General features: G+C 45.9%; 7 protein-coding genes. 4 read left to right on the top strand and 3 right to left on the bottom strand.

The genetic code is table 11. The annotated features are described in order from the left end of the window. Nucleotides 1-2 precede the first annotated feature (2 nt). Nucleotides 3-758 (top strand): iron chelate ABC transporter ATP-binding protein VctC, encoded by a 756-nt coding sequence (gene vctC / locus KJB35_RS22970; RefSeq protein WP_017635379.1) that lies wholly within the window; start codon nucleotides 3-5, stop codon nucleotides 756-758. A gap of 42 nt (nucleotides 759-800) precedes the next feature. Here the strand turns inward: vctC and cueR are convergent, their stop codons facing one another. Further along, nucleotides 801-1,187: a Cu(I)-responsive transcriptional regulator gene (gene cueR / locus KJB35_RS22965; protein ID WP_005376627.1), complete on the bottom strand. Its 387-nt coding sequence runs from the start codon at nucleotides 1,185-1,187 to the stop codon at nucleotides 801-803. 87 nt (nucleotides 1,188-1,274) lie between these two features. Beyond that, the gene (locus KJB35_RS22960) at nucleotides 1,275-2,243 is read right to left on the bottom strand and encodes a helix-turn-helix domain-containing protein (protein WP_005382609.1); all 969 of its coding nucleotides are present in this window, start codon (nucleotides 2,241-2,243) and stop codon (nucleotides 1,275-1,277) included. A gap of 116 nt (nucleotides 2,244-2,359) precedes the next feature. Here KJB35_RS22960 and KJB35_RS22955 point away from each other — a divergent pair, with 116 nt between their 5' ends. Both KJB35_RS22955 and KJB35_RS22950 read left to right on the top strand, forming a co-directional pair. Next, entirely contained in the window at nucleotides 2,360-4,366 is a 2,007-nt protein-coding gene (locus KJB35_RS22955) for a TonB-dependent siderophore receptor (RefSeq protein ID WP_005382608.1), read from the top strand. A 41-nt stretch (nucleotides 4,367-4,407) separates the two neighbouring features. Next, nucleotides 4,408-4,689 carry a DUF2218 domain-containing protein gene (locus tag KJB35_RS22950; RefSeq protein ID WP_005376622.1) on the top strand — a complete coding sequence of 94 codons (282 nt, stop codon included), beginning with the start codon at nucleotides 4,408-4,410 and terminating at the stop codon, nucleotides 4,687-4,689. Nucleotides 4,690-4,777: 88 nt separating this feature from the next. On the opposite strand, the gene KJB35_RS22945 is transcribed toward KJB35_RS22950, so the two are convergent. Next, complete coding sequence (locus KJB35_RS22945) at nucleotides 4,778-5,029, bottom strand: YgjV family protein (protein ID WP_005376619.1); 252 nt, start codon at nucleotides 5,027-5,029, stop codon at nucleotides 4,778-4,780. An 861-nt stretch (nucleotides 5,030-5,890) separates the two neighbouring features. Here KJB35_RS22945 and KJB35_RS22940 point away from each other — a divergent pair. Next, a complete protein-coding gene (locus tag KJB35_RS22940) occupies nucleotides 5,891-24,508 on the top strand; it encodes a retention module-containing protein (protein WP_285358051.1) in 18,618 nt (6,205 codons plus the stop codon). Nucleotides 24,509-24,644: the final 136 nt, after the last annotated feature.

Here is a 24,644-nt window from a genome sequence, read left to right as displayed (position 1 = left end):
ATATGATAGTAATAGATAAATTAACGAAGGCTTTCGGTTCAAACAAAGTCGTAGACGAGGCCAATACTCAGTTTGAAAAGGGCAAGGTAACATCGATTATCGGTCCAAATGGCGCGGGAAAGAGCACGCTGTTATCTATGGCCTCGCGCTTAACGGAGCGAGATGGCGGTAGTGTTATCATTGATTGCAAGGAAATCGCGGAATGGGACACAAAAGAGCTAGCGAAAAAACTGGCAGTACTTCGCCAAGCTAACTCGATTACAATGCGGTTTACCGTAAAAGAGTTAGTCTCTTTTGGTCGTTTCCCATACTCTAAAGGAAATCTGACTAAAGAAGATCATGAGGTCATAGAACAAGCAATCGACTACTTAGATTTGCAAGATATTCAAGACAAATACTTGGATGAATTAAGTGGTGGTCAGCGACAGCTTGCATTTATTGCTATGGTGATTGCACAAGATACAGATTATGTCTTTCTTGATGAGCCTCTTAATAACTTAGATATCAAACACTCTCTTCAGATCATGAAAGTTGTGCAGCAGTTAGCCCATGACATGAATAAAGCCATGGTGGTCGTGATTCATGATATTAATTTCGCGGCGTGTTACTCAGATGTCATATTGGCGCTTAAGAAAGGCAAGGTTGTGGCGAGTGGTGCGGTTGAAGAGGTTATTCAAGCGTCTACGCTAGAGGACATCTACGAAACGCCATTTAACATCATAGAGTTAAACGGTAAGCGCATGTGTACCTATCATTAAGCGAGCTAGTTCGTTTTTAACGAGATCAATAGATAGGCGGGCTTACTTGGTGAGCTCGTCTATGATTGGGCATCGGCTCTCTGCATCTCCAGGACAAGAAGAAACCCAACCTTCAAGTTGCGTTTTGATCTCCATGAGGTGTGCAATTTTTTCTTCAACCTCTCTCAGTTTGTCCATGGTTCTTGCTTTTACTTCGCTACTTTTGCGGTTGGGGTTATGAGCAAGTTGTACGAACTCTTTGCATTCTTGCAACGAAAAGCCTGCGCTTTTTGCGCGTGATACCAAGTTAAGCTCTTGAATATGATTATCTGAATATTCGCGATAGCCAGAGTCGCTACGCGCTGGTGGAGATATGATCCCTTTGTCTTCATATAATCGAATCGACTTAGATGAAAGCCCAGTGAGCTTCGCGACGGCACCAATATTCATGTTTAACCTCCATAACGTTTAAGGCGAGTATATACCGATGTTGTGGATAAGACACTCCTAAATAACAGTCAGTTACCTAGAGTCTCCTTACTCTTTAATCACTTCATGTGGTGGCACACCAAATGCCTTTTTAAAGGCATAAGTGAAGTTAGAAGGGTGGTGGTATCCGGCTTCATAGGCGGCTTCTGTTATCGTCACTAGGCCACGTTCCAAATGTTGCCTAGCAATCTCAAGACGTCGAAAACGAATGTAGCCGTTTATGGTCATATTAAGTGATTGTTTAAATCGACGCTGTAGGTTTGAAACACTCATTGAGAATTGGCTCGCCAACTTTTCCAAGCGTAGTTCTTGATCAAGGTGAGTTTCAATATAGCTGACAATATCCTCAATTCGACCATCAATGTGTCGTTCAATACTGCTGTTTTTAGCACTGAAATTCTTAGGAATTTGCTTGGTGGCTTGATGTAATATTTGATAGATCAAGCTTTCGACCTCTAGCTTTTCTTGGAACTCTTGCGGTGTTTCTCTATTTGTTAACGTTTCGGCCAGCTCGCATAGCGTCTGGTTAGGCTCCAACTGTTGAAACGCCTGATGAGAGTTAAAAAAGGCTCGATGACTACAATTTTGCTCAAGGCGGGCCTCTAGCCATTGGGGCTTAACCAATATGTTGATCTTATTAATGAGGTTATCTTTGAGCAGTGAACGACGAAAATTTGCAGGTTTGAGTAAGTTCACCACTACACCCTTAGGGCCGTCGCTCGCGTCTAAATCAAATTGCAAATCGTCGTAGCCAAACGAGAGTCTACCTTCTAAAAGAATAGTGACCAGCAGTGAGGCGTGTGCAGTAGAAACAATATTCGAATCAATAAGTTCTAGACAACGCCCGCCATGAACAAAAATTTGATCATTGTACTGATATGATAGGAACTTACCTTCGGCCAGTTGAGTTTGACAAGGTTGGCCTTGCGTGACAATCCATTGTTTCTCTGTCGCCTCTAGTCTTTGGGTTAAAGCTATCTTGGCAATTTTAGTTCGTTTTGTTGTGACTTCCTGCATTTGACACTTCCTCATAACACTTGTGCGATTTCGCATAACCGAATCGCCTTTGTATTTATAAAACTCATGCTTATTATACCTGAGAATTATTATCATTAATATTTAGGAATTAAGTTATGGAAAGCCCTGCTTGTTCACCTATCAAGCTTTCAAGCCTTTGCCTTGCAGTGGGAATGGCGCTATCAACCCCTGTTTTAGCTCAAGATACTGAGTCACATTTTGAAGAGGTCGTTGTATGGGGAACGAAAGTTTCCAGCAACACTGAGTCGATGTTTGCGGACGACATGTCACTGAAGCAAGCGGATCATATGTCTGATTTACTGCGCGATATTCCCGGTGTGGATGTTGGTGGCACACACTCTGTGAATCAACGTATTACGATTCGTGGTTTGAGCGAAACCGATTTGGACATTCGTCTTGACGGTGCTTCTCAGCATGCGAGCATGTTCCATCATATTGGTAACTTGACGTTGAACCCTGACATTCTCAAATCTGCGGACATTCAGGTAGGTAATAACTCTGTGACTCAAAACGGGTTAGGCGGTTCGGTCTACTTTGAAACGAAAGACGCTCGTGACTTACTTCGTTACGATGAAAAGTTTGGTGCGCGTGTTTATGGCGGCTATGCATCCAACGACAACCAACAAGGTTCGTTGACACTGTACGGACTTTTGTCCGAAAACATTGATGCGATGGTCTATGGCCATTACGTTACGCGTGATGATTTTGAAGATGGTGATGGCAATAAAACCTATGGTGCTGCAGGTGATGTTTACAACATTCTGGCTAAGCTGGGGTATGAACTAAATGACATCCATCGTTTTGAGCTCTCTTATGACATGTACCGAGACAGTGGAGATTACAGTCCGCGTCCTGATATGTCTGGTAGTGCAAATAATAGCCTGTCGAGCAAGTTACTTATCCCTACGGATTATGACCGCGATACCGTTACTTTGAGTTACGAGTTGCGAGGCGAACAACACCAAGGAAACGTCACTCTTTATAATACCGAGACAGAAATTAAACGTGACGAAACGGTGATGGCCCCTCGTTGGCCCTCGAACCGTTTATCAAAGAACACCGCCAAAAACCAAAACTTTGGTTTGAATGGAAAATTCCAGTCAGATGTTATGTTAGGTGAGTTTGATAATCGAGTCACTTATGGCTTCGACTACATGGATAAAACGTCTTCGAGTTACTACGGTAGTCGTAAGTTTATGGACGAATCGGCGATTTCAACCGCACTGTTTGTAGAAGATCAGTTCTTCTTCTCTGATGCCTTCTTTATTACCGCAGGTATGCGCTTTGATGATTACAAACGCAAAGCTGAGACAGGAACCAGTAATTATGATGATGTGACTTGGGCTCTAGCTGCAGAGTGGGCGGTGACTCAAGATTGGACGTTGTTTGCGAGTGCACGTTCTCTATTTAAAGGTCCAGAGCTAATGGAAACCTTTATTGCTTACCAAGACGTTGCATTTTTAGAGGATGGGCTAAAGCCAGAAACGGGATTGAACACGCAGGGTGGTGTTCGTTTTGATAAAACCTTTGATAAGCATTTCTTTGGGGCGAATATTACGGTATTCCAAACGGAAATTGATGATTACATTGCAGACCAGTACCAAAACGCGACTCAAACTTACCTGATTTACAACTTAGGTGATGTTGAGATTAAAGGCTTTGAGGCAAGTGCTTCTTATGGTTACGACAAGTTTAACAGCAAACTTTCTTACTCTAAGTCGGACACCAAAAACAAGAATACTGGTGGTCCTGTTGCTGGGGGCAATGGGCGTAGCATTGATATGGGTGATAGCATTGCTCTAACTTTGGATTACCAGTCAGACGCTTTAGAAACGATCTTCGGGTGGAACTCAATGTTTGTTCTAGAGGAAGACAACGTCTTTGATGGTCAGCCAAAGAAAGCAAGTTATGATGTGCATAATCTATACGCTCAATGGGTGCCGTCTGATATTGATGGACTGTCGGTGACCTTTGGTATTGATAATGTATTTGACGAGTTGTACAGCTCTCATGCGTCTCGTTCGGGTACTGCACGTGGCTTCACGCTTGATGACTACGAGCCGGGTCGCAACTTCAAGCTCTCTGCAGCTTATCAATTCTAACAAGGTTCTTCATAGGACGTTTCAAAGTAACGAGTAAGTTCATGATTAAAGAAAGCACCCGAATAGATAGTGAACACGCTGACAAATACTTAGTGACGCTTTGTCGGCATTTTGGACGAAAGGTTCCTGCTACTTGGAATGAAAATAGCGGTTTGGTGACATTTCCGACGGGAAAAGCGGAGTTTAACCTTTGTGCATCTAGCCTAACTATAACCTGTGAGGCGGATTCAGAAGAGAAACTGAATACGGTTAAGGCGATCATTTCATCGCATGTGGACATGTTTTCTCGTCGAGAAACATTAGCACTTAGCTGGGTTCGTTAGCGCTCGTTTAAGGATGCTGTGATAGAAAGGGAATGTTAAAAGCAAAAGCCCGCAATCTTATGATTTGCGGGCTTTTATTGTTTGAATGCTATTGCGCTTTCTCAGGCTCTAGGCTTTTTTTTTCCTGCTGCATTTTTGCTAGGAAGTAGATGTTAACGCAAGCTATAAAACCGTTAGTTAGTACTACAGGCCAAGAATCAATCATTAGTCCGTAAGCGGTAAATAGCGCACAACCAATAAAGTTAAGGATACGAAGCTTAACAATATCTTTCATAGTTAGCGAAATAGCGACCATGATTGAAGCTGCATAACCTAAAATCTCAACCATATTCATGTCCATTTTTTGACCCTCTTAAAATCTGCCGAATTTTGTCGGTACCAATTCTTCTCATCTTGAGATTAATGAGGAAGCTCCATGCCTCGAATGGTCTTTTTTTGTTGTATGGACGCACTATATCAATGGAAAAACCGTGATAAAAGCCTCAAATCAAGGTTAAGAGAAGGTTAGCGATTACGCAAACGTTTAGGACTGGAATTACTGATAATTTTACTTATTGTGTTGATTGATAATAACGATGACATTAATAGCTCAAACACCATTGAAAGTAAGGGAATATTTACATATGATTGAAAATGATAATTATTTTCAAGTGCTGTGTTTATGTATTTTATTATTAGCTTGGTCGTGTTTTTTTTGTTGTATATCAGAACAAAACCGAACTCGTGGTGTGCGGGGATTCATATCGTAAGCCACATTTTTATCGTTGCATTTTGTCCTGCAATTTATGTTGTTCAATATTTAATCGTTACGTTTTTTTCGTCACCGATATTGATTAAGCTGTCATCACGCTCCGGTGTATACAACATTCTCATTGCTTTTCTTCCATCATTGATCGCAACCGGCAGTCTGGCGTTTAGCTGAATGATTTCATCTTTCTTCTTTTCTTAAAACAACTACACTTAATTAGAATAAGGTATCAATTTCATATAATTATTCGATATCTACGCGTCAGCACATGTGTCACATTTCTGTGACTACGAGTAAGTTTTACTTATGTTGCTCGGTAGTAGGGTATTTATCGATTGTTTAATGATTCAATACTTAGTTTAATCGCATAAAGGTGTGCAGTATGCCGCACTAAATTAATAAGAAATTATCTAAAAAGGTTAATGGGAAACGTAAGCCATTAGCGGAGGTCAGATGAGTACGCACACGGTACCGCAGAGCGCGATTGTAAATGCTGTCAAAGGTGAAGTTTTGGTTTTGGGCCTGGATGGAAACGTTAAGGTCATAAAAGCGGGGGATGAGTTAAGACCTGGCGAGATTATTATCACAGAAAATAATGCTTCTCTCGACGTACAGATAAATAATGAGCTTTATCTGGTCGATGCAAATTGTGTTGCTTGTCTTCCTGTGCCTTCTTCTGAACCGTTAGAACCAGTATTGGTACAATCTCCAGTTAATGGCTTGGTGACTTTTGACCCAACGGCTATTGGAAGTGCTGACTTCGACGCCAACGATATTGCCGCTATCCAGCAAGCTATTTTAGACGGAGCTGACCCTACCGCTATCTTAGAAGCAACAGCTGCTGGCGCAGGTGCTGAAGGCTCGGCTAATGCTGGCTACGTGACGGTTGAATATAATAACCCGGAAGTACTCGCGTCTACTTTTTTTGAAACGTCTGCGACTCGCAGCGGAGAAGATGATCGCGACGAAGATGACGGTTTGAATGTCACGATCTTTGCTGATGGTGGGCAGTCACTGCAATCTAGCGTAACAGAAGGCTCAATTTCTCTATCTAGCTACCCGCAAACCATTTCTTCTAGTGTGCTGGTTGAAGCAGGGGATCTCGCACTTGATACTGCTTCATTTGTGCCTGAAACGTCCTCATTAGAGTCTTTGTTAACCGAGTTAAACAGTGACATTACCTCTGGTGGTCAGCCAGTAGCGTTCGTTTACGACGAAGCGCAAAATGCCATTATCGGCACTCAAGGTGGTAACGAAGTGCTTCGTATCGAGATCGAAGCGACATCTTTAGGCCGTGATTTAGAGTTAGAGGTCGTTACCACGATTAGCCAGGGTATTGACCATGTGGCGTCCATCGCTGATGGCCAAGTATCTATCGTCGGTGATCAAATCAATATCGCTTTTGACATTACAGGCGCAGATATTGGTGGTAATAGCATTCAAGCGCCTATCGATTTTACGACAACCGTTATTGATGGCGATGATCCTGCGCCGCAGAACGTTACTTTTGAAAACGTTGAATCTTCTTCTACACCAATGACTGGCACTTTTGTTGATATTGGTAGTGATCAATTGGCAACGGTCACGTTTAATCAAGAAGGACTTAGTCAGTTCGATGGCCTACTGAGTGATAATCAGGCGACAGAAGCGGTACTCTCTGAAGACGGCAGTACTATCACCTTGTCCATTGCGGGCTCGAATGAAACCGTCTTAACCATCAGTTTGAATACTGATGGTACCTACCAATTTGAGCAATTTAAGCCGTTAGAACAAACAAACGGTGAAGATACGATTGAGCTCTCTTTGCCAACCACAATCGTCGATTTCGACCAAGATACGGCAAGCAACACCTTTACGATGACCATCCTCGATGGCGATAATCCAGTGATTGAGAACGTGACGGGCTTGTCTTTAGACGAGGCGGGGGTTGACCAAGGTTCACAGGAAGGCGCGGCAGTAACAAGTGGTACTGGGTCGATCACGACAGCGGTCGGAAGTGACATCATTGATCACTATGAGTTGGAACCTACAGAGTTCAATGTTGGTGGAGAACTCCAATCTCAAGGGCAGGTTGTTCAACTAGAACTAGCGTCCGAGAGTAACGGCGTACGTACTTACGAAGGCTTCATCGAGCTGGATGGTGTGCGTATTACCGTATTTGATGTGGCGATTGATGCACCTGCATTGGGCGAATACCAATTCAACTTGTATGAACAACTTGACCATACGGGTGCTAACGATGACTCGCTCACTTTCTCACTGCCAGTTTACGCGGTAGATGCGGATGGTGACCGCTCCTCGATTACCGACGGCTCGAACACACCAGAAGCAGCGCAAATTGTCATTCAAGTTCAAGATGACGTTCCTACGATTGGTGGCGTTGAGGCTCTAGCCGTCGATGAAGACGATTTATCAAGCATAGGCTCCGATCAAAGCGACTCTGTGCTCGCGCAAGGCAACTTCACGACGACTCAGGGCTCAGACCGTGTCGTAAGTTATCAATTAGAGAGCGGCACTGATCCACTCAATGGGTTGGAATCACAGGGTCGATCTATCTCTCTGACGGAAACAACCAATTCAGATGGCAGCTTTACCTATTCTGCAACAGCTGAAGGGGATGCTATCTTCACCTTACAAGTGAACCCTGACGGTTCTTATTCATTTACCCTTGAAGGTCCAATCGATCATGCTGCGGGTAGTGATAGCTTAACTCTAGACTTCAATATTGTCGCAACGGACTTTGACGGTGACACCAGTTCACTTGTTCTACCGGTTACCATTGCTGATGATGTGCCAACCATTAACAACGTTGTTGCTCTTACCGTCGATGAGGATGACTTGAGTTCGGTAGGCTCTGACCAATCACAGCCAACGCTGGTTGAAGGTCAGTTCACGACGACTCAGGGTTCTGATGGCGTCGTACAGTATCAGTTGGATGTAAACGCTGATCCTTTAAAAGGCCTGCAATCTCAAGGTCAGACCGTCTCCATTGCCGAAACGCAAAATGCAGACGGCAGTTACACCTACAGCGCAACGGCAAATGGCAGCGCAGTTTTCACATTAATTTTGAATACCGACGGCTCGTACAGTTTTGAGCTGCAAGGTCCAATCGACCATGCGGCAAATAGCGACAGCTTAACCCTCGATTTTAATGTTATTGCTACTGATTTCGATGGTGACACAAGCCAAATCGTATTGCCTGTTACCATCGTGGATGATAAGCCGACCATTACCGACGTCGATGCGATTACCGTTGATGAAGATGACTTAGGCACGATTGGGTCAGATCAGACTGACCCGATTTCAATCGATGGCAACTTCACCACCACACAAGGCTCGGACCGAGTAGTGAGCTATCAGCTCGATGCTTCTGCAACACCAGTTGACGGCCTTACATCACAAGGCGTGGCAGTTACGCTGACTGAAACCGCAAACGGTGATGGCAGCTTTACTTACGAGGCGACAGCGGGTAGTGAAGCGGTCTTTACGCTGACGGTGAATACTGATGGTAGCTATAACTTCACGCTTGAAGGTCCAATCGACCACGCGGTAGATAGCGATGAGCTGACACTCAACTTCCCAATCATCGCAACAGACTTTGATGGCGACACCACAAATGCCATTATCCCAGTGACAATCGTGGACGATAAGCCTGTGATTACCGACGTCGACACCATTACGGTTGATGAAGATGATCTAGCGTCAATTGGCTCAGACCAAAGCAATCCAATTTCTATTGATGGCAACTTTACTACCACACAAGGCTCTGACCGAGTGGTGAGCTACCAACTCGATGCTTCAGCAACACCAGTGGACGGTTTAACATCGCAAGGCGTGGCTGTCACACTGATAGAAACCGCAAATGGTGATGGTAGTTTCACTTATGAAGCGACTGCGGGTGGCAACCCAGTATTTACTCTGACAGTAGATACTGATGGCTCTTACAACTTCACGCTAGAAGGGCCAATTGATCACGCGGTGGATAGTGATGAGCTGACACTCAACTTCCCAATTATCGCAACCGACTTCGATGGCGACACCGTTACTGAAACCATTCCAGTCACGATTGTTGATGATGTACCGACCATCACAGCGGTGGATGCGTTGAGTGTCGATGAAGATGACCTTAGCGGCGTGGGCTCAGACCAAACTGACGCTGTGTTCGTTGAAGGCGCGTTTACCACTATTCAAGGCTCTGACCGAGTGGTGAGCTATCAACTGGATTCAACGGCTGATCCTGTTGCGGGGCTAACGTCTCAAGGTGAGGCGATTACCTTGGTGGAAACCGCGAATGGCGACGGCAGCTTTACTTATGTTGCGACCGCAGATGGCAATCCTGTCTTCACGTTGAATGTAGCAGCAGATGGTACTTACGACTTTACGCTGCAAGGCCCGATTGACCATGCAGCTAACAGCGACAGCCTGACGATTGATTTCCCAATTATTGCCACCGATTTTGATGGTGATACGACTTCGGCGACCATTCCAGTCACCATTACGGATGATGCACCAATCATCGATAATGTTGTGCCTCTGGCTGTAGACGAAGATGATTTATCAGGCATTGGTTCAGACCAAAGCGACGCTGTGTTTGTTGAAGGCGCGTTTACGACCACCCAAGGTTCAGACCGTGTGGTGAGCTACCAACTTGATTCAACTTCTGATCCTGTCGCAGGTTTAACTTCTCAAGGTGAGCCTGTTACTTTGGTAGAGACGGCGAATGCCGATGGCAGCTTTACTTACGTGGCTACCGCGGATGGCAATCCGGTTTTCACCATGAACGTGAATGCTGATGGCACATACAATTTCCGTCTGGAAGGGCCGGTCGATCACGCGTTAAACAGCGATGAATTAGTACTGAACTTCCCAATCATTGCAACAGACTTTGACGGCGATACGACGACCGCGACCATTCCCGTCACGATTACTGATGACGTTCCAACTATCGACAACGTTGTTCCACTCACGGTGGACGAAGATGATCTCGCCTCAATTGGCTCAGACCAAAACGATGATGCGTTTATGTCGGGTTCTTTCACCACAACTGAAGGCTCAGACAGCGTTGTTAAATACCAGCTTGATGCAACAGCAGATCCAGTATCTGGGTTGACCTCTCATGGTGAGCCTGTCGTGCTTGCTGAAACTGCTAACGGCGACGGTAGTTTTACTTACACAGCCACGGCAGATGGCAATGCCGTATTTGAATTGATTGTGAAGCCAGATGGCAGCTACAACTTTACACTGCAAGGTCCACTAGACCATGCGGTGAATAGCGACAGTCTGCAAATCGACTTCCCGATTATCGCAACAGACTTTGATGGCGACACCTCATCGGAGACGTTACCTGTCACTATCGTTGATGATAAACCAACCATCACTGACGTAGACGCAATCCGTGTGGATGAAGATGACCTAGCGACGATTGGCTCTGACGGCTCAGATCCAATTTCAATCGATGGCAACTTCACTACAACGCAAGGTTCTGATGGGGTAGTAAGCTACCAATTAGATACTGCTGCAACGCCAGTTGATGGCCTAACATCGCAAGGTGTGGCAGTGACGCTGACGGAAACTGCAAACGGCGACGGTAGCTACACTTATGAAGCGACAGCAGGAACTGAAGCCGTATTTACGCTGACCGTGAATACGGATGGTTCATACAACTTCACGCTTCAGGGGCCAATTGACCATGCGACAGACAGTGATGAGCTGACACTGAACTTCCCAATCATCGCGACGGATTTTGATGGTGATACCACCACAGAAACGATCCCAGTCACCATCGTGGATGATAAGCCGACCATTACCGATGTCGATGCGATTACCGTTGATGAAGATGATTTAGGCACGATTGGCTCAGATCAAACTGACCCGATTTCAATCGATGGCAACTTCACCACCACACAAGGCTCGGACCGAGTGGTGAGCTATCAGCTTGATGCTTCTGCAACACCAGTTGACGGCCTTACATCACAAGGCGTGGCCGTCACGCTGACTGAAACCGCAAACGGTGATGGCAGCTTTACTTACGAGGCGACAGCGGGTACTGAAGCGGTCTTTACGCTGACAGTGAATACTGATGGTAGCTATAACTTCACGCTTGAAGGTCCAATCGACCACGCAGTAGATAGTGATGAGTTGATACTGAACTTCCCAATCATCGCGACCGACTTTGATGGCGACACCACAAATGCCACTATCCCAGTGACGATCGTAGACGATAAGCCAGTTATTACTGACGTGGATTCCATTACGGTTGATGAAGATGATCTAGCGTCAATTGGCTCAGACCAAAGCAACCCGATTTCTATTGATGGTAACTTCACCACCACGCAAGGTTCAGACCGAGTGGTGAGCTACCAACTCGATGGCACATCAACACCAGTTGACGGTTTAACCTCGCAAGGTGTGGCTGTCACGCTAACAGAAACTGCAAATGGTGATGGCAGTTTTACCTACGAAGCAACAGCGGGCTCTGAAGCGGTCTTTACGCTGACTGTGAATACTGATGGCTCTTATAACTTCACGCTAGAAGGGCCGATTGATCACGCGGTTGATAGTGACGAGTTGACACTTAACTTCCCAATTATCGCAACCGACTTTGATGGCGACACCGTTACTGAAACCATTCCAGTCACGATTGTTGATGATGTACCGACCATCACAGCGGTGGATGCGTTGAGTGTCGATGAAGATGACCTTAGCGGTGTGGGCTCAGACCCAGGCGGCGATCTGTTCGTTGAAGGCGCGTTTACGACCACACAAGGCTCTGACCGAGTGGTGAGCTACCAACTGGATTCAACAGCAGATCCTGTTGCGGGGCTGACATCTCAAGGTGAGGCGATTACCTTGGTGGAAACCGCGAATGGTGACGGCAGTTTTACCTATGTGGCTACCGCTGACGGCAATCCTGTCTTCACGTTGAATGTCGCTACAGATGGTACGTACGACTTTACGCTGCAAGGCCCGATTGACCATGCCGCTAACAGAGACAGCCTGACGATTGATTTCCCAATTATTGCCACCGATTTTGATGGTGATACGACCACGGCAACCATTCCAGTCACCATTACGGATGATGCGCCAATCATCGATAATGTTGTGCCTCTGGCTGTTGATGAAGATGATTTATCAGGCATTGGCTCAGACCAAACTGACGCTGTGTTTGTTGAAGGCGCGTTTACGACTACTCAAGGTTCAGACCGAGTGGTGAGCTACCAACTTGATTCAACTTCTGATCCTGTTTCAGGTTTAACTTCTCAAGGTGAGCCTGTTACTTTGGTAGAGACTGCGAATGCTGATGGCAGCTTCACTTACGTGGCTACCGCGGATGGCAATCCGGTCTTCACCATGAATGTTAATGCTGATGGCACATACAATTTCCGCCTTGAAGGGCCGGTGGATCACGCGTTAAACAGCGATGAATTGGTTCTGAACTTCCCAATCATTGCAACAGACTTTGATGGCGATACGACAACCGCGACTATTCCAGTCACGATTACTGATGACGTTCCAACCATCGATAACGTTGTCCCACTAACAGTAGACGAAGATGACCTTGCCTCAATTGGCTCAGACCAAAACGATGATGCGTTTATGTCGGGCTCTTTCACCACAACTGAAGGCTCGGACAGTGTTGTTAAATACCAGCTTGATGCAACAGCAGATCCAGTAGCAGGGTTGACCTCTCAAGGTGAGCCTGTCGTGCTTGCTGAGACAACAAATGGTGATGGCAGCTTTACTTACACTGCCACAGCAGATGGCAATGCCGTATTTGAATTGGTTGTGAAGCCAGATGGCAGCTACACCTTTACCCTGCAAGGTCCATTAGACCATGCGGTGAATAGCGACAGCCTGCAAATCGACTTCCCGATTATCGCAACAGACTTTGATGGCGATACGTCGAAAGAAACACTGCCTGTTACCATCGTTGACGATAAACCAACCATCACTGACGTAGACGCGATCCGTGTGGATGAAGATGACTTAGCGACGATTGGCTCTGACGGCTCAGATCCAATTTCAATCGATGGCAACTTCACTACAACGCAAGGCTCTGATGGGGTGGTGAGTTACCAATTGGATGCTGCTGCAACGCCAGTTGATGGTCTAACATCGCAAGGTGTGGCAGTGACCCTGACGGAAACTGCAAACGGTGATGGTAGCTTCACTTACCAAGCGACGGCAGGTTCTGAGTCGGTCTTCACGCTAACAGTAAACACGGATGGCTCATACAATTTCACGCTTCAAGGTCCAATCGACCATGCGGTAGACAGTGATGAGCTGACGCTGAACTTCCCAATCATCGCGACGGATTTTGATGGTGATACCACCACAGAAACGATCCCAGTCACCATTGTGGATGATAAGCCGACCATTACCGATGTCGATGCGATTACCGTTGATGAAGATGACCTAGGCACGATTGGCTCAGATCAGACTGGCCCGATTTCAATCGATGGCAACTTCACTACCACACAAGGCTCGGACCGAGTGGTAAGTTATCAGCTTGACGCGTCTGCAACACCAGTGGCTGGCCTTACATCACAAGGCGTGGCAGTCACACTGACGGAAACCGCAAATGGTGATGGCAGCTTTACTTACGAGGCGACAGCGGGTACTGAAGCGGTCTTTACTCTGATAGTGAATACTGATGGTAGTTACAACTTCACGCTTGAAGGTCCAATCGACCACGCAGTAGATAGTGATGAGTTGACACTGAACTTCCCAATCATCGCAACAGACTTTGATGGCGATACCTCTGCTGAGACAATTCCTGTCAAGATCGTTGATGACAAGCCGACACTTGGTGGAATCGAAGCAACAAGTGTGCAAACGGTTGATGAGGATGATATCCCAACAATCGGATCTGATGGTACACAGTCGAACAGCATTGCCGGTAACTTCATCGCGACTGATGGTTCTGATGGCATTGTCGAGTACAGCGTTTCTGACCTAACGACGCCAGTACAAGGCCTGACCTCTGGTGGTCAATCTCTGGTTATGGTTGAAGTATCAAACGCAGGTGGCGTTTCAGTTTACGAAGCTCGTATTGATGGCACGACGACACCAGTATTCCGTGTAACCCTCGATGCCTCTGATGACAGCTACACGTTCGATTTGCTCGCTCCTCTCGATCATCCAAATGCTGATGGCCAGAATGAACTGATCATAAATTTACCGATAAACGCGACTGACTTTGATGGAGACGTGTCGAACAACATCACCTTACCAATTACGGTTGTGGATGATGTTCCGACCATTGATGGTTTGCTAGCAGGCAGCGAACAAACCGTTGATGAAGATGACCTACCAGCAGGTACGGATGCTGCAAGTGCAGAAGATACTGTTATTTCAGGTACTTTTGATATCACCGAAGGTGCTGACCAAGTTGCTTCTATTCAGCTGAGTGACCTGACCACGCCAGTTGCGTCACTGACTTCAGATGGTGACGCTATCACCTTAGTTCTGTCTTCTAGCGCAAACGGCGTGAACGTATACCAAGGTGTCGCTGGCAATCCTGCTGAAGTGGTTTTCGAACTGACGTTGGATGCAACGAACAACACCTACGAGTTCGATTTACAGAAGCCGCTTGATCATCCAGATGGTAATCAGCAAAACGAGATTGTTATTAACCTCCCTGTGACGGCGACAGATAATGATGGTGATACTTCACCAGCCTTCACATTGCCAATTACCGTTGTGGACGATGTTCCAGTTGTTACCAATATTGAAAGTCTACGTGTCGACGAAGATGACTTACCTCTTGGTTCTGATGGCACTAAAGAGCCGTTAACGGTATCAGGTGAATTCGAAGTCACTAGCGCAGATGGTATTGATGCTTTCGAATTGGATCTGAGCTCAAATCCTATTCCGAACCTGAAATCGGGTGGAGAAGAGGTAACACTTTCTCAAGACGTTGGCGCTTCAACTGCTGACGCGCTTGTTTACGTGGGACAAACTCCGGGTGGAGTGACGGTCTTCACGTTGACACTTCATCAAGATGGTAAATACGACTTTGAGTTATCTGGTCAGTTAGATCACGCGGTTAACTCTGATGAGATTTTGTTGAATCTACCTGTGAAGATCACGGATGGCGACAACGATACCATCACTGCGACCTTGCCAGTTACGATCGTAGATGACAAACCAACCATTGATGCTATTAGCTCTGGTAGTACCTTGTCTGTGGATGAGGATGATATTCCAAGCCAAGGTTCGGACGACACGCCAGAATCCAATATCATTGGTGGCAACTTTGACGTTACTGATGGTGCCGACTCTATCGTTAGCTTCCAGTTGGATAGTTTAACATCGCCTGTTTCTGGCCTTACCTCAGGTGGTCAACCGCTTGAGTTGGTTGAGTTTTCAAATTCAAACGGTGTGATTGAGTACCGAGCTTATGTACAAGGTACGACGGACACCGTCTTTAAACTGACGCTAAATGGTTCAGCAGACAGTTATGAATTTGAACTGTTGGGTGCACTTGATCATCCTGCGGGTAACGATGAAAACTCGTTGGTCATTAACTTCCCAGTCAACGCGACTGATTTTGATGGCGATGTGTCCAATAACATCACCTTGCCGATCACCGTGGTGGACGATGTCCCAGCTATTGTGAAAGTGACAGACTCTAGCCAACAAACCGTTGATGAAGATGATCTTTCCGGTGGCTCTGACACGACAAGTAGTGATTCAACGGTATTGAACGGCGGATTTGAGGTCGTTGCTGGTGCAGACAAGATTGTCAGCTACCAAGTTTCAGACCTCGATGCAGTCGTGTCTGGTTTAACGTCGAACGGCAGCAGCATCGAGTTGAATCTAGTAAGCACGAATGGTGGAATAACCAGTTACGAAGCGGTTATTACTGGCACATCAACTAAGATCTTCACGCTGTCTCTTGATGCGAATAATGACAGCTACCAATTTGAGCTGTTGGGACCAATCGACCATGACGCTGTTCAAGGTGAAAACAACCTTGTCATTGATATTCCAATTACAGTAACAGACTTTGATGGTGACACGTCATCATCACTGAATCTTCCAATTACCGTAGTTGATGACATTCCCGAAATTAAATCAGCAGATGCTTTGGCTGTTGATGAGGATGACCTTGCCAACGGCTCTCAGGCAACCAACAAAGACAGCCTAGAAGCAACGGGCAATTTCGATACGGTGGAAGGGGCAGATACCGTTGTCTCTTATCAGCTGGATCTTACTTCTAACCCGATACCAGGAGTAACTTCAGGTGGTTTTGCGGTGACGTTAGTTCAAACCGCGGTAAGCAACAACAACTTTACTTATCAAGGTCAAACACCTGATGGTAACTCAGTGTTCACACTAGTTTTGAACGCTGACGGCTCTTACAAGTTTACGCTTGAGGGTGCGCTAGATCACTCAACTCAAGGCGAAGATACACTCATACTTGATCTCCCAGTCTTTGCGACCGATGTCGATGGTGATACGGCAGGTATTAACTTACCAGTGACGATTACCGATGATGTTCCAACCTTGCACGATGCATCTATTTCGCGTGTTGAGGGGCAAGGCAGCCGCACGGTTCGTTTATTCCGAGACCCTGTAGAGGGGGATGATGACCTTGGTGCTGACGGCGCACAAGTGACTTCATTCTCGGCTGATGATTCAGGCATTTACTTTAAGCAAAACGGTGTTGATTCTGATTCTGTCGATTTGAACGGCAGCGACCAAGTCGTATTTGTTCACAAGGTTCTTGACGGAGTGGATACTGAAATCGGTCGTTTGGTTGTTCGAACCGATGGCAGTGTGTCATTCCGTCCGAATGACGACCTTGACCATACCGAAACCGACTCGATTGATTTCACCATCAACGTTGTTGCAACCGATGGTGATGGCGATATCGCAGATGCCGATGTGGATATCTCGATAAGAGACCGCAATGCGCAAATTGACACGTCTACCGTTACTGCGTTCGAAGACCAAGGGCGTGATGGTGTCGTTGTGGGCGTTGACTCTGCAAATACTCAGGACAACTTGTCGACGCTGGATGTTAGCCCTGCGAAAGTCGACTTGGTTATCAATTTACACGATATCGACCGTAACGAGAGCTTAGGTGACATCACTATTCGAGATGCTGATACTCACAACGGTACGTTCTACTACAGAGACGGCAGTGGCAACTACATTGAATTAACATCTGTGGGCAATACGGTTGTTCTCGACGCATCAAATGTTGAGCAGTCATTCAATGGTGAGCTTGTCTCGCTAGATAACTTGTACTTCGTACCAGATCGTCATACATCAACCGATCCTTCTGGTATCGATCCTCGTATCCGCGTGGAAATTCTTAACAATGGTACGCCAGATCATACGATTAATGGTCGTTTAGACATTGAAGTTGCTGCCGTTGCAGATATTGCAACGTGGACGGCAAGCAGCGAATTTAACTACTCGGTTGATGAAGATGGAAACAATGTCGCACTTAACATCACGGCTGAAACCCAAGACACTAGTAACCCTGAAGGCATTGTGTACGAGCTTGTCTTTACACAAGGAGAAGGTAACGCAGAGTTAGTCTATTCAGATGGTAGTGCGATACCAAAATCCAGTGGTGTTTATCTGGTGGATGCAAGCCGAATTGATGAAGTTCAAGTTGATCCGATAGATAACTTCTCGGGCGAAATCAGAATTGATGTCACCGCTATTACGACGGAAAACAACAATCCACTGCTTGGGAAAGATACCGCTCGCTCAGAAACCGAAACCATCATTATTGATGTAAACCCAGTTGCGGATAAAGGTAGTTTTACTGTAAACCGAATTAATGTGTTTGAGGATAATGCTCGAACTCAAAATACGGTAGACCCTGTCACTGATCACGACCCACTCCAATTAAGTGAAGTGATCACCATGAAACCATCAGCGGACTTAGATGGTTCTGAAGCGTTATTTGTGCGCATTTCTAACTTCTCAATTGATGGGGTTACTTTGGTGTGGCTGGACTCAGCAAACCCAAGTCAGATAGTAGAAGTGACCGACTCAGGCGGCAATGTACTTTATTACGAAGTGCCAGAGTCTGAATTAGCGAACGTCGAAGTTCTTCCTCCGTTGCACAGCAATGATGACTTTACTTTCAATGTCGAAGGCATTGTGAAAGACACAGCATCATTGTCTACCGGTACGACAGAAGATGTGTTGTCACTGGGCAGTAAGACTGTCATCGTTGGTGTAAAAGGTGTTGCTGACATACCAGACACGGTATTAATTGACGCGGGGAACGTTTGGAACCGATTCGTAGACGGAGATGTGGCCGGGATAGAGACGACTATTGAAGAGAATGGTGTTGTAAACCTCAACTTCTCGGTTGTATCAGGTGAAGTTGCCGATAGACCTCTGGATGATTCAGAAGCCATTACTGTTATCCTGTCCAACATCCCCGATGGTGTTCGTGTCGTAGATTCAGACGGTTCAAGCGTTGACCTCACCTTTGTTGGCTATGATGGTAACGGTCAACCGATTTACGAAGCAAACATCACTGGGCTGAATTTTAATTCCGGTATTCAAATTATTCCAGAAGCCTCTTCAACCGAAAACATTGCGATTACAGGGACGATCATTGTTACCGAAAATGATGGTCATAGTCGTGTGATTGAAAGAGAGGTAAGGATCAAGGTCGAACCCGTTATTGACGCTCAAGATAACTACGTTGTTCGATCTGAGGGAGATGAAGATACGCGCTTTGACATCGATTGGAAACCGACGCTCGTACAAAGCCCTGATACCGATGAATTCTTTAGTGATGTAACCATCTCTGGATTTCCTCCAGGCAGCACGGTCTATGTAGATGGTGTGGCACAAACGCTTGTTTCTGGAACACTAACGCTTTCACCGCAAGCCGGTGAATCAGAGCAAGATTTTTCCGCTAAAATCTCTCAAAGTGGCTATGTTCAAGTCCAGTTGGAGCAGGATTCAAGTACTGACTTTGACTTGACCACGACCGTCACTGTGAAAGAGATTGACCATGAATATGTTGACGCTTCGAATCCCGGTGAAGGTATCGCTGAGAAAACCATCAATGGTACGGTGAATGTCCAAGTTAATCCAATCGTTGAGCCAGAGGATAAAACGGGGGCAATAGATGACCAAACCCGTCTGCTTGTCACTGAAAGTGGTGGTGGTGCTACCGATATCGTGAAGTCAGACGATCAAGGTAACATTGACTTTACGATCAACACTTCTATGGGGGGCGAATCTGGTGCTCATATCATTAAATATCAAGAGTTTGATGTGTCTTCAGATGAAGTGGTGACTCAACTTGTTGTTCAATTTCACAATGTGGACCCTGAGATCCTCAACCAATTGGTTATCGTCGGTGCACTAAATGAAGGTGGAGGTCGTTGGACAGTAACCAATGAAGACAACTTCTCAATTAAAGCGCCGTCTGGACTTGATTTAACACCAAACGATGACAGTGACGATGGCGATAACGGTGGTCTCTCTCAAATTGGCTTAACCATTTACGCAGAAGTAAATGATTTGGGCGAAGATTTGGGCAACGAAAAAGATGCGACGGTCGTGCGTCAAACGGATGTGACACTAGAGTTTCCAACCGTCCTCACACCGAAAATGAGTGTAGCGGCAGAGATTCAGGTGGCTGATGATGTCCAAATTCAAGCGTTGGAAGACAATTCTATTAACCTTGGTGCTCAGTTGACGTCGAAAGTCGATGCGATTAATGCAGATGGTGTGGAAGATGTCTTAACTATTATCGTCGACCCGACAGCTCCTGGCATTCCTCCTGGTTTGGTGATCACGGGGACGGATGTTGATTTTGTCAATGGTAAATACGTGTTCCAAGCCCATATCGATGCGAGTGGAAATATTACTGGCCTTGATGGCTTGACGATGCACTTGGCAGAAGATTACGCAGGTGATTTCGAATTACCAATTCGGTTTGTCACTAAAGACACTGAGTCCGGTGATGAAAAAGAAAATAATGTCCAGTTTCCAGTTCAGGTTTTACCGGTTGCAGACGTTCCGAGTTCAGCCGGGGATCAGCCGTTGGATAGCGATGTCACACCAAATGTAAGAGTAGATATCGTCGGTACTTTCGGCTTGGATGCAAACAAACAACCTGTAACTGATCTAAATAACGACGTTCCCACGGCGGATGGTGTTGGTTACGAAGATGGCTTAATCCAACTTAACTTGAGTGTTGATTTTGCCGATCAATTTAACAACACTCAAGGTGGTCGAGAAACACTAACGAACATCAAGTTAGAGCTTGATGACACAACATTAGGTGAGTTTGTTGATGCCAATGGTAACAGCTTAGGAACCAGTATTGAGTTTAATGAAGCTGAGATTTTAGCTGGTGCGCTTGACAATGTTCTGTTTAAGCCAAAAGAAAATTACCCCGTAGGTAGTGGCCAAAATACCGTCAAGATTAATATCGAGGGAGAAATTACTGATGAAGCTGTGTTTGATCAGTCTATCTTGAATAACTCTGGCGATAATATAGATGTGAGAACCTTCACTGACGATGTCACATTTGAAGTTACGCCAGTCGTTGATGACATTACCATTACAGGTGCCGATCCGACGCAGCCAATCACGGTGATTGGTGACGAAGATACTTTAATTTCGCTGAATCAATCGGGCTCTGGTGTTTCGATCAGCCTGAACGATAATGACGGTTCTGAGAGTTTCGTTTCACTCAAGTTAACGGGGCTTCCTGATGACTTTATCGTTAAATCCAATTCCTCTGATTATGTTGTTAAGAACAACGGTGGGGGCGAATGGAGTATTCAACTAAAAGATCTCACTCAGACGTCCATTGACCTGAGTGACATCCAAATTAAACCGCCAAAACACTTTAGTGGCGAGGCTGAGATAGGTATTACGGTCTTCATTCAAGAGGAGTTGCTACAAGTTCCAACGGAACGAAACAACAACTTTACGCTTATTGTCAATCCTATTGGTGATGATGTTGATGTGAATCCCGATACTTCGGCTGCAGGTAATGAGGGCGAAGACATTGTTATTAATGTAAATGCGTTAGTGGTTGATAACAAAGAGTCCATCGGAGATGGTGCAAACTACCAGGAAAATGATCCAGAGACGCTGAGAGTTGAGGTCTCCAATGTCCCTGATGGGGCGAGTGTTTCATTACCTGATGGGACAGTGTTTACTGACCAAGGCGGCGGCATTTTTGTCTTAGAAATCAATGCTCAAGACTTGGATCAAGTGGTGTTTAATTCTGGGGATCGCAACGATAACTCATGGGATGGTTCGCTGCATTTCAAAGTGCAAGCCGTTGATACTGGGCTCGATGGCAGTCAAAGCTTGGGCTCCGCAGAGGAGTTTGATGTCACTGTTGATGTTGAAGCAGTGAACGATCGTCCAGAGTTCGTCAATACCGTGGATGTGGAAACACCAGAAGATACGCCAATGCTGCTTGATGGTTTCAGCATTACCGATATTGATGCCGTACTCGATGATCCGAATGCTGAATATGTACTCAATGTGAACGTCGACAGCGGTATCTTGGAGCTTAATCCAACGCTCATCGCTACTTACAACCTAACCGTGAGCGGTGATGGTACGGACTCCGTTGAACTGAAAGGTACAGTGGCCGATCTAAACAATGCCATTGCAGACGGTCTGATTGAGTTTAATCCAGACCTGAACTTCTTTGGTGACGTTCAGGTGGACGTGACAGTCGATGACCAAGGTAATGAAGGTATCGTAATTGGTGGGGTAGATGACACCCTAAATACCAACAGCAGCAGCTTCAATATTGAAGTGACAGCGGTGAATGATACCCCAGAAACTACGCCAGTGACGCTACCGGATATTGAAGAAGATAGTGGTGTGTTCTCCATCTCTGAAGCGGATCTTATTGCGAATGCGACAGACGTAGAGAACGATAACCTCACGGTCAGCAATGTTCAGTTAACGGATCCGAATTCGGGTAGCATTACTTTCAACAGTGGTACGGGAGAGTGGGAATTTACCCCAGCACCAGATTACAACGGTCCAGTTGAAATCACGTACACCATTACAGATGATGGCACGACAAGTGGTGCATCCGATCCTAAATCGGTTAACGGCAACGCATCGTTCAACGTAACGGAAGTCAATGATGCTCCAACGACGTCTGAAGTGGTACTTTCTGATATCGCAGAAGACAGTACGGCGGTTGAAATTACCCAAGCTGATTTGTTAGCGAATGCTTCTGACATTGAAAACGACACCTTGATGGTGAGTAATGTCCAGTTGGTTGACCCAAGCAGCGGCACATTGGATTTCGACAACGTAACAGGTACATGGTCATTTACTCCTGCGCCTGGCTACAACGGCAAGGTCGATCTGACCTACGACATTACCGACAACGGTACAACGAACGGTGTTTCTGATCCTCAAACGGTGTCAGGAACGGCGACCTTCGAAGTCACTGAGGTGAACGATGCACCGGTAACATCAGAGGTAACGTTGAGTAGTACCGAAGAAGATGGTGGTTCGGTAACTATTACGACTACTGAGTTGCTGAGCAACGCAAGTGATCCTGAGTCAGACAACTTGACCGTCGATAATGTTGCGTTAGTGGACCCAGCTTCCGGCACGCTGACTCAAGTGAGTGCGACAGAGTGGACGTTTGAACCCGCAGCAGATTTCTTTGGTGACGTTAATTTCACTTATGAAATCACAGATGACGGAACCACTAACGGCGCTCCAGACCCAATTACAATCGCGGGCACAGCAGTGTTGAATGTTGAAGCGACCAATGACGCACCTGAAATCACTGCAGCATCGGTAACGGATACGATCAACGAAGCCGATGGCCAGAAAATAACGGGTATTAGTGTAAGTGACATCGACTTCACTGGTGCGCAGGCGAATGAAATCATGACGGTGACTCTTACAGTTACCGAGGGCGACCTTCGTGTCGAGCCGCCAGCAGGTAGTGGTGTGACTGTTGGGGCGGGGATGGCTGGTGAAATAACCCTAATGGGCACACCAGATAATATTAACTCCGTTCTTGGAGCAACAGACGCTTCTGAGGGTGTATTTGTGGATGCAGGAGATGTCAACGCAGCTTCAATCACTTTATCGGTGAAAGTCGAAGACAACGGCGTGTACTTCGAAAATGCGGGTACCGCATTGGAAGCGAATCAAGATTTCACTATCAATGTGACACCTGTAGCTGATGCACCTACATTGAGTATAAATCCTCAGTTTAATTACATTCGTCAAATTGCGGCTAGCCAAACCGCGAGCAGTCAAGGTTTAGCGATTGTCGGAATCATGGCGGCGCTTACTGATATTGACGAGGTGCTGTCTTTGGAGCTAACGGGCGTACCAGCTAGTGCTGAGGTAACAAGTGGCGTTTCTCCATCAGGCATTAGCTTCGATGGTACCACTTGGACAGTACCAAGCGATGAAATTGATACGCTAGAAATTGTCGCAACAGATACTAACAGTGGTATTGATGTCGGTTCTTACGATATTTCGCTTACGGCGATATCAACGGAATCTAATGGCGATGAAGCGCAGTCTTCACCTGTCCAAATTAGTTTGGATGTGAGTAGTGATAGCGACGATATTGACCAGTCAACCGCAGTGGACGACAGCTATTTAGTCGGCGGAGACACAGGTATCAACTTGATTGGTGGAGACGGTGACGACGTTATTCTGGGTGGTGATGGTGATGACGTGCTTATCGGTGGCTTAGGTTCAGATATCTTAACGGGTGGAGACGGCAGCGATATCTTCAAGTGGACGGTAGATTCCGTTGATGAAGGGGCAGTGGATACCATTACTGACTTCACTGTTAACGAAGACAGTATCGATTTACGTGAAGTTATCTCTGATCTCAATAACTCAATGATCGACATGGATGATCTGCTTGGTCACATTTCAGCAGACTACGATGCATCGACGGAAAGTGTTTCTCTGAACATTACGACGGATGCAAATGTTCAGCAGACTATTGTCGTGGAAAACTTAGGTACTTCAATCGACTTCAACGGTCTCAGCTCCAACGAGATTGTAGAGTCATTGCTGAACAACGGTGTTATTGATAACGGATAAACCTGTATACAACACAAAAATGGGCGGCTCTGATAAGCCGCCCATTTTTTTCGGGAAAGCTTGATTTTAAACAGGAGATATTTGAATCGAAATAGAAAGAAAGAGCGAAGCAAAGGGGTTATCTTGTTACGACGTT

Source organism: Vibrio sp. D431a (genome assembly GCF_030248655.1).
In the GTDB taxonomy this organism is placed as follows: domain Bacteria; phylum Pseudomonadota; class Gammaproteobacteria; order Enterobacterales; family Vibrionaceae; genus Vibrio; species Vibrio alginolyticus.
Note: the sequence above shows the minus strand (reverse complement) of the source record. Positions and strands in the feature narration are given on the sequence as shown.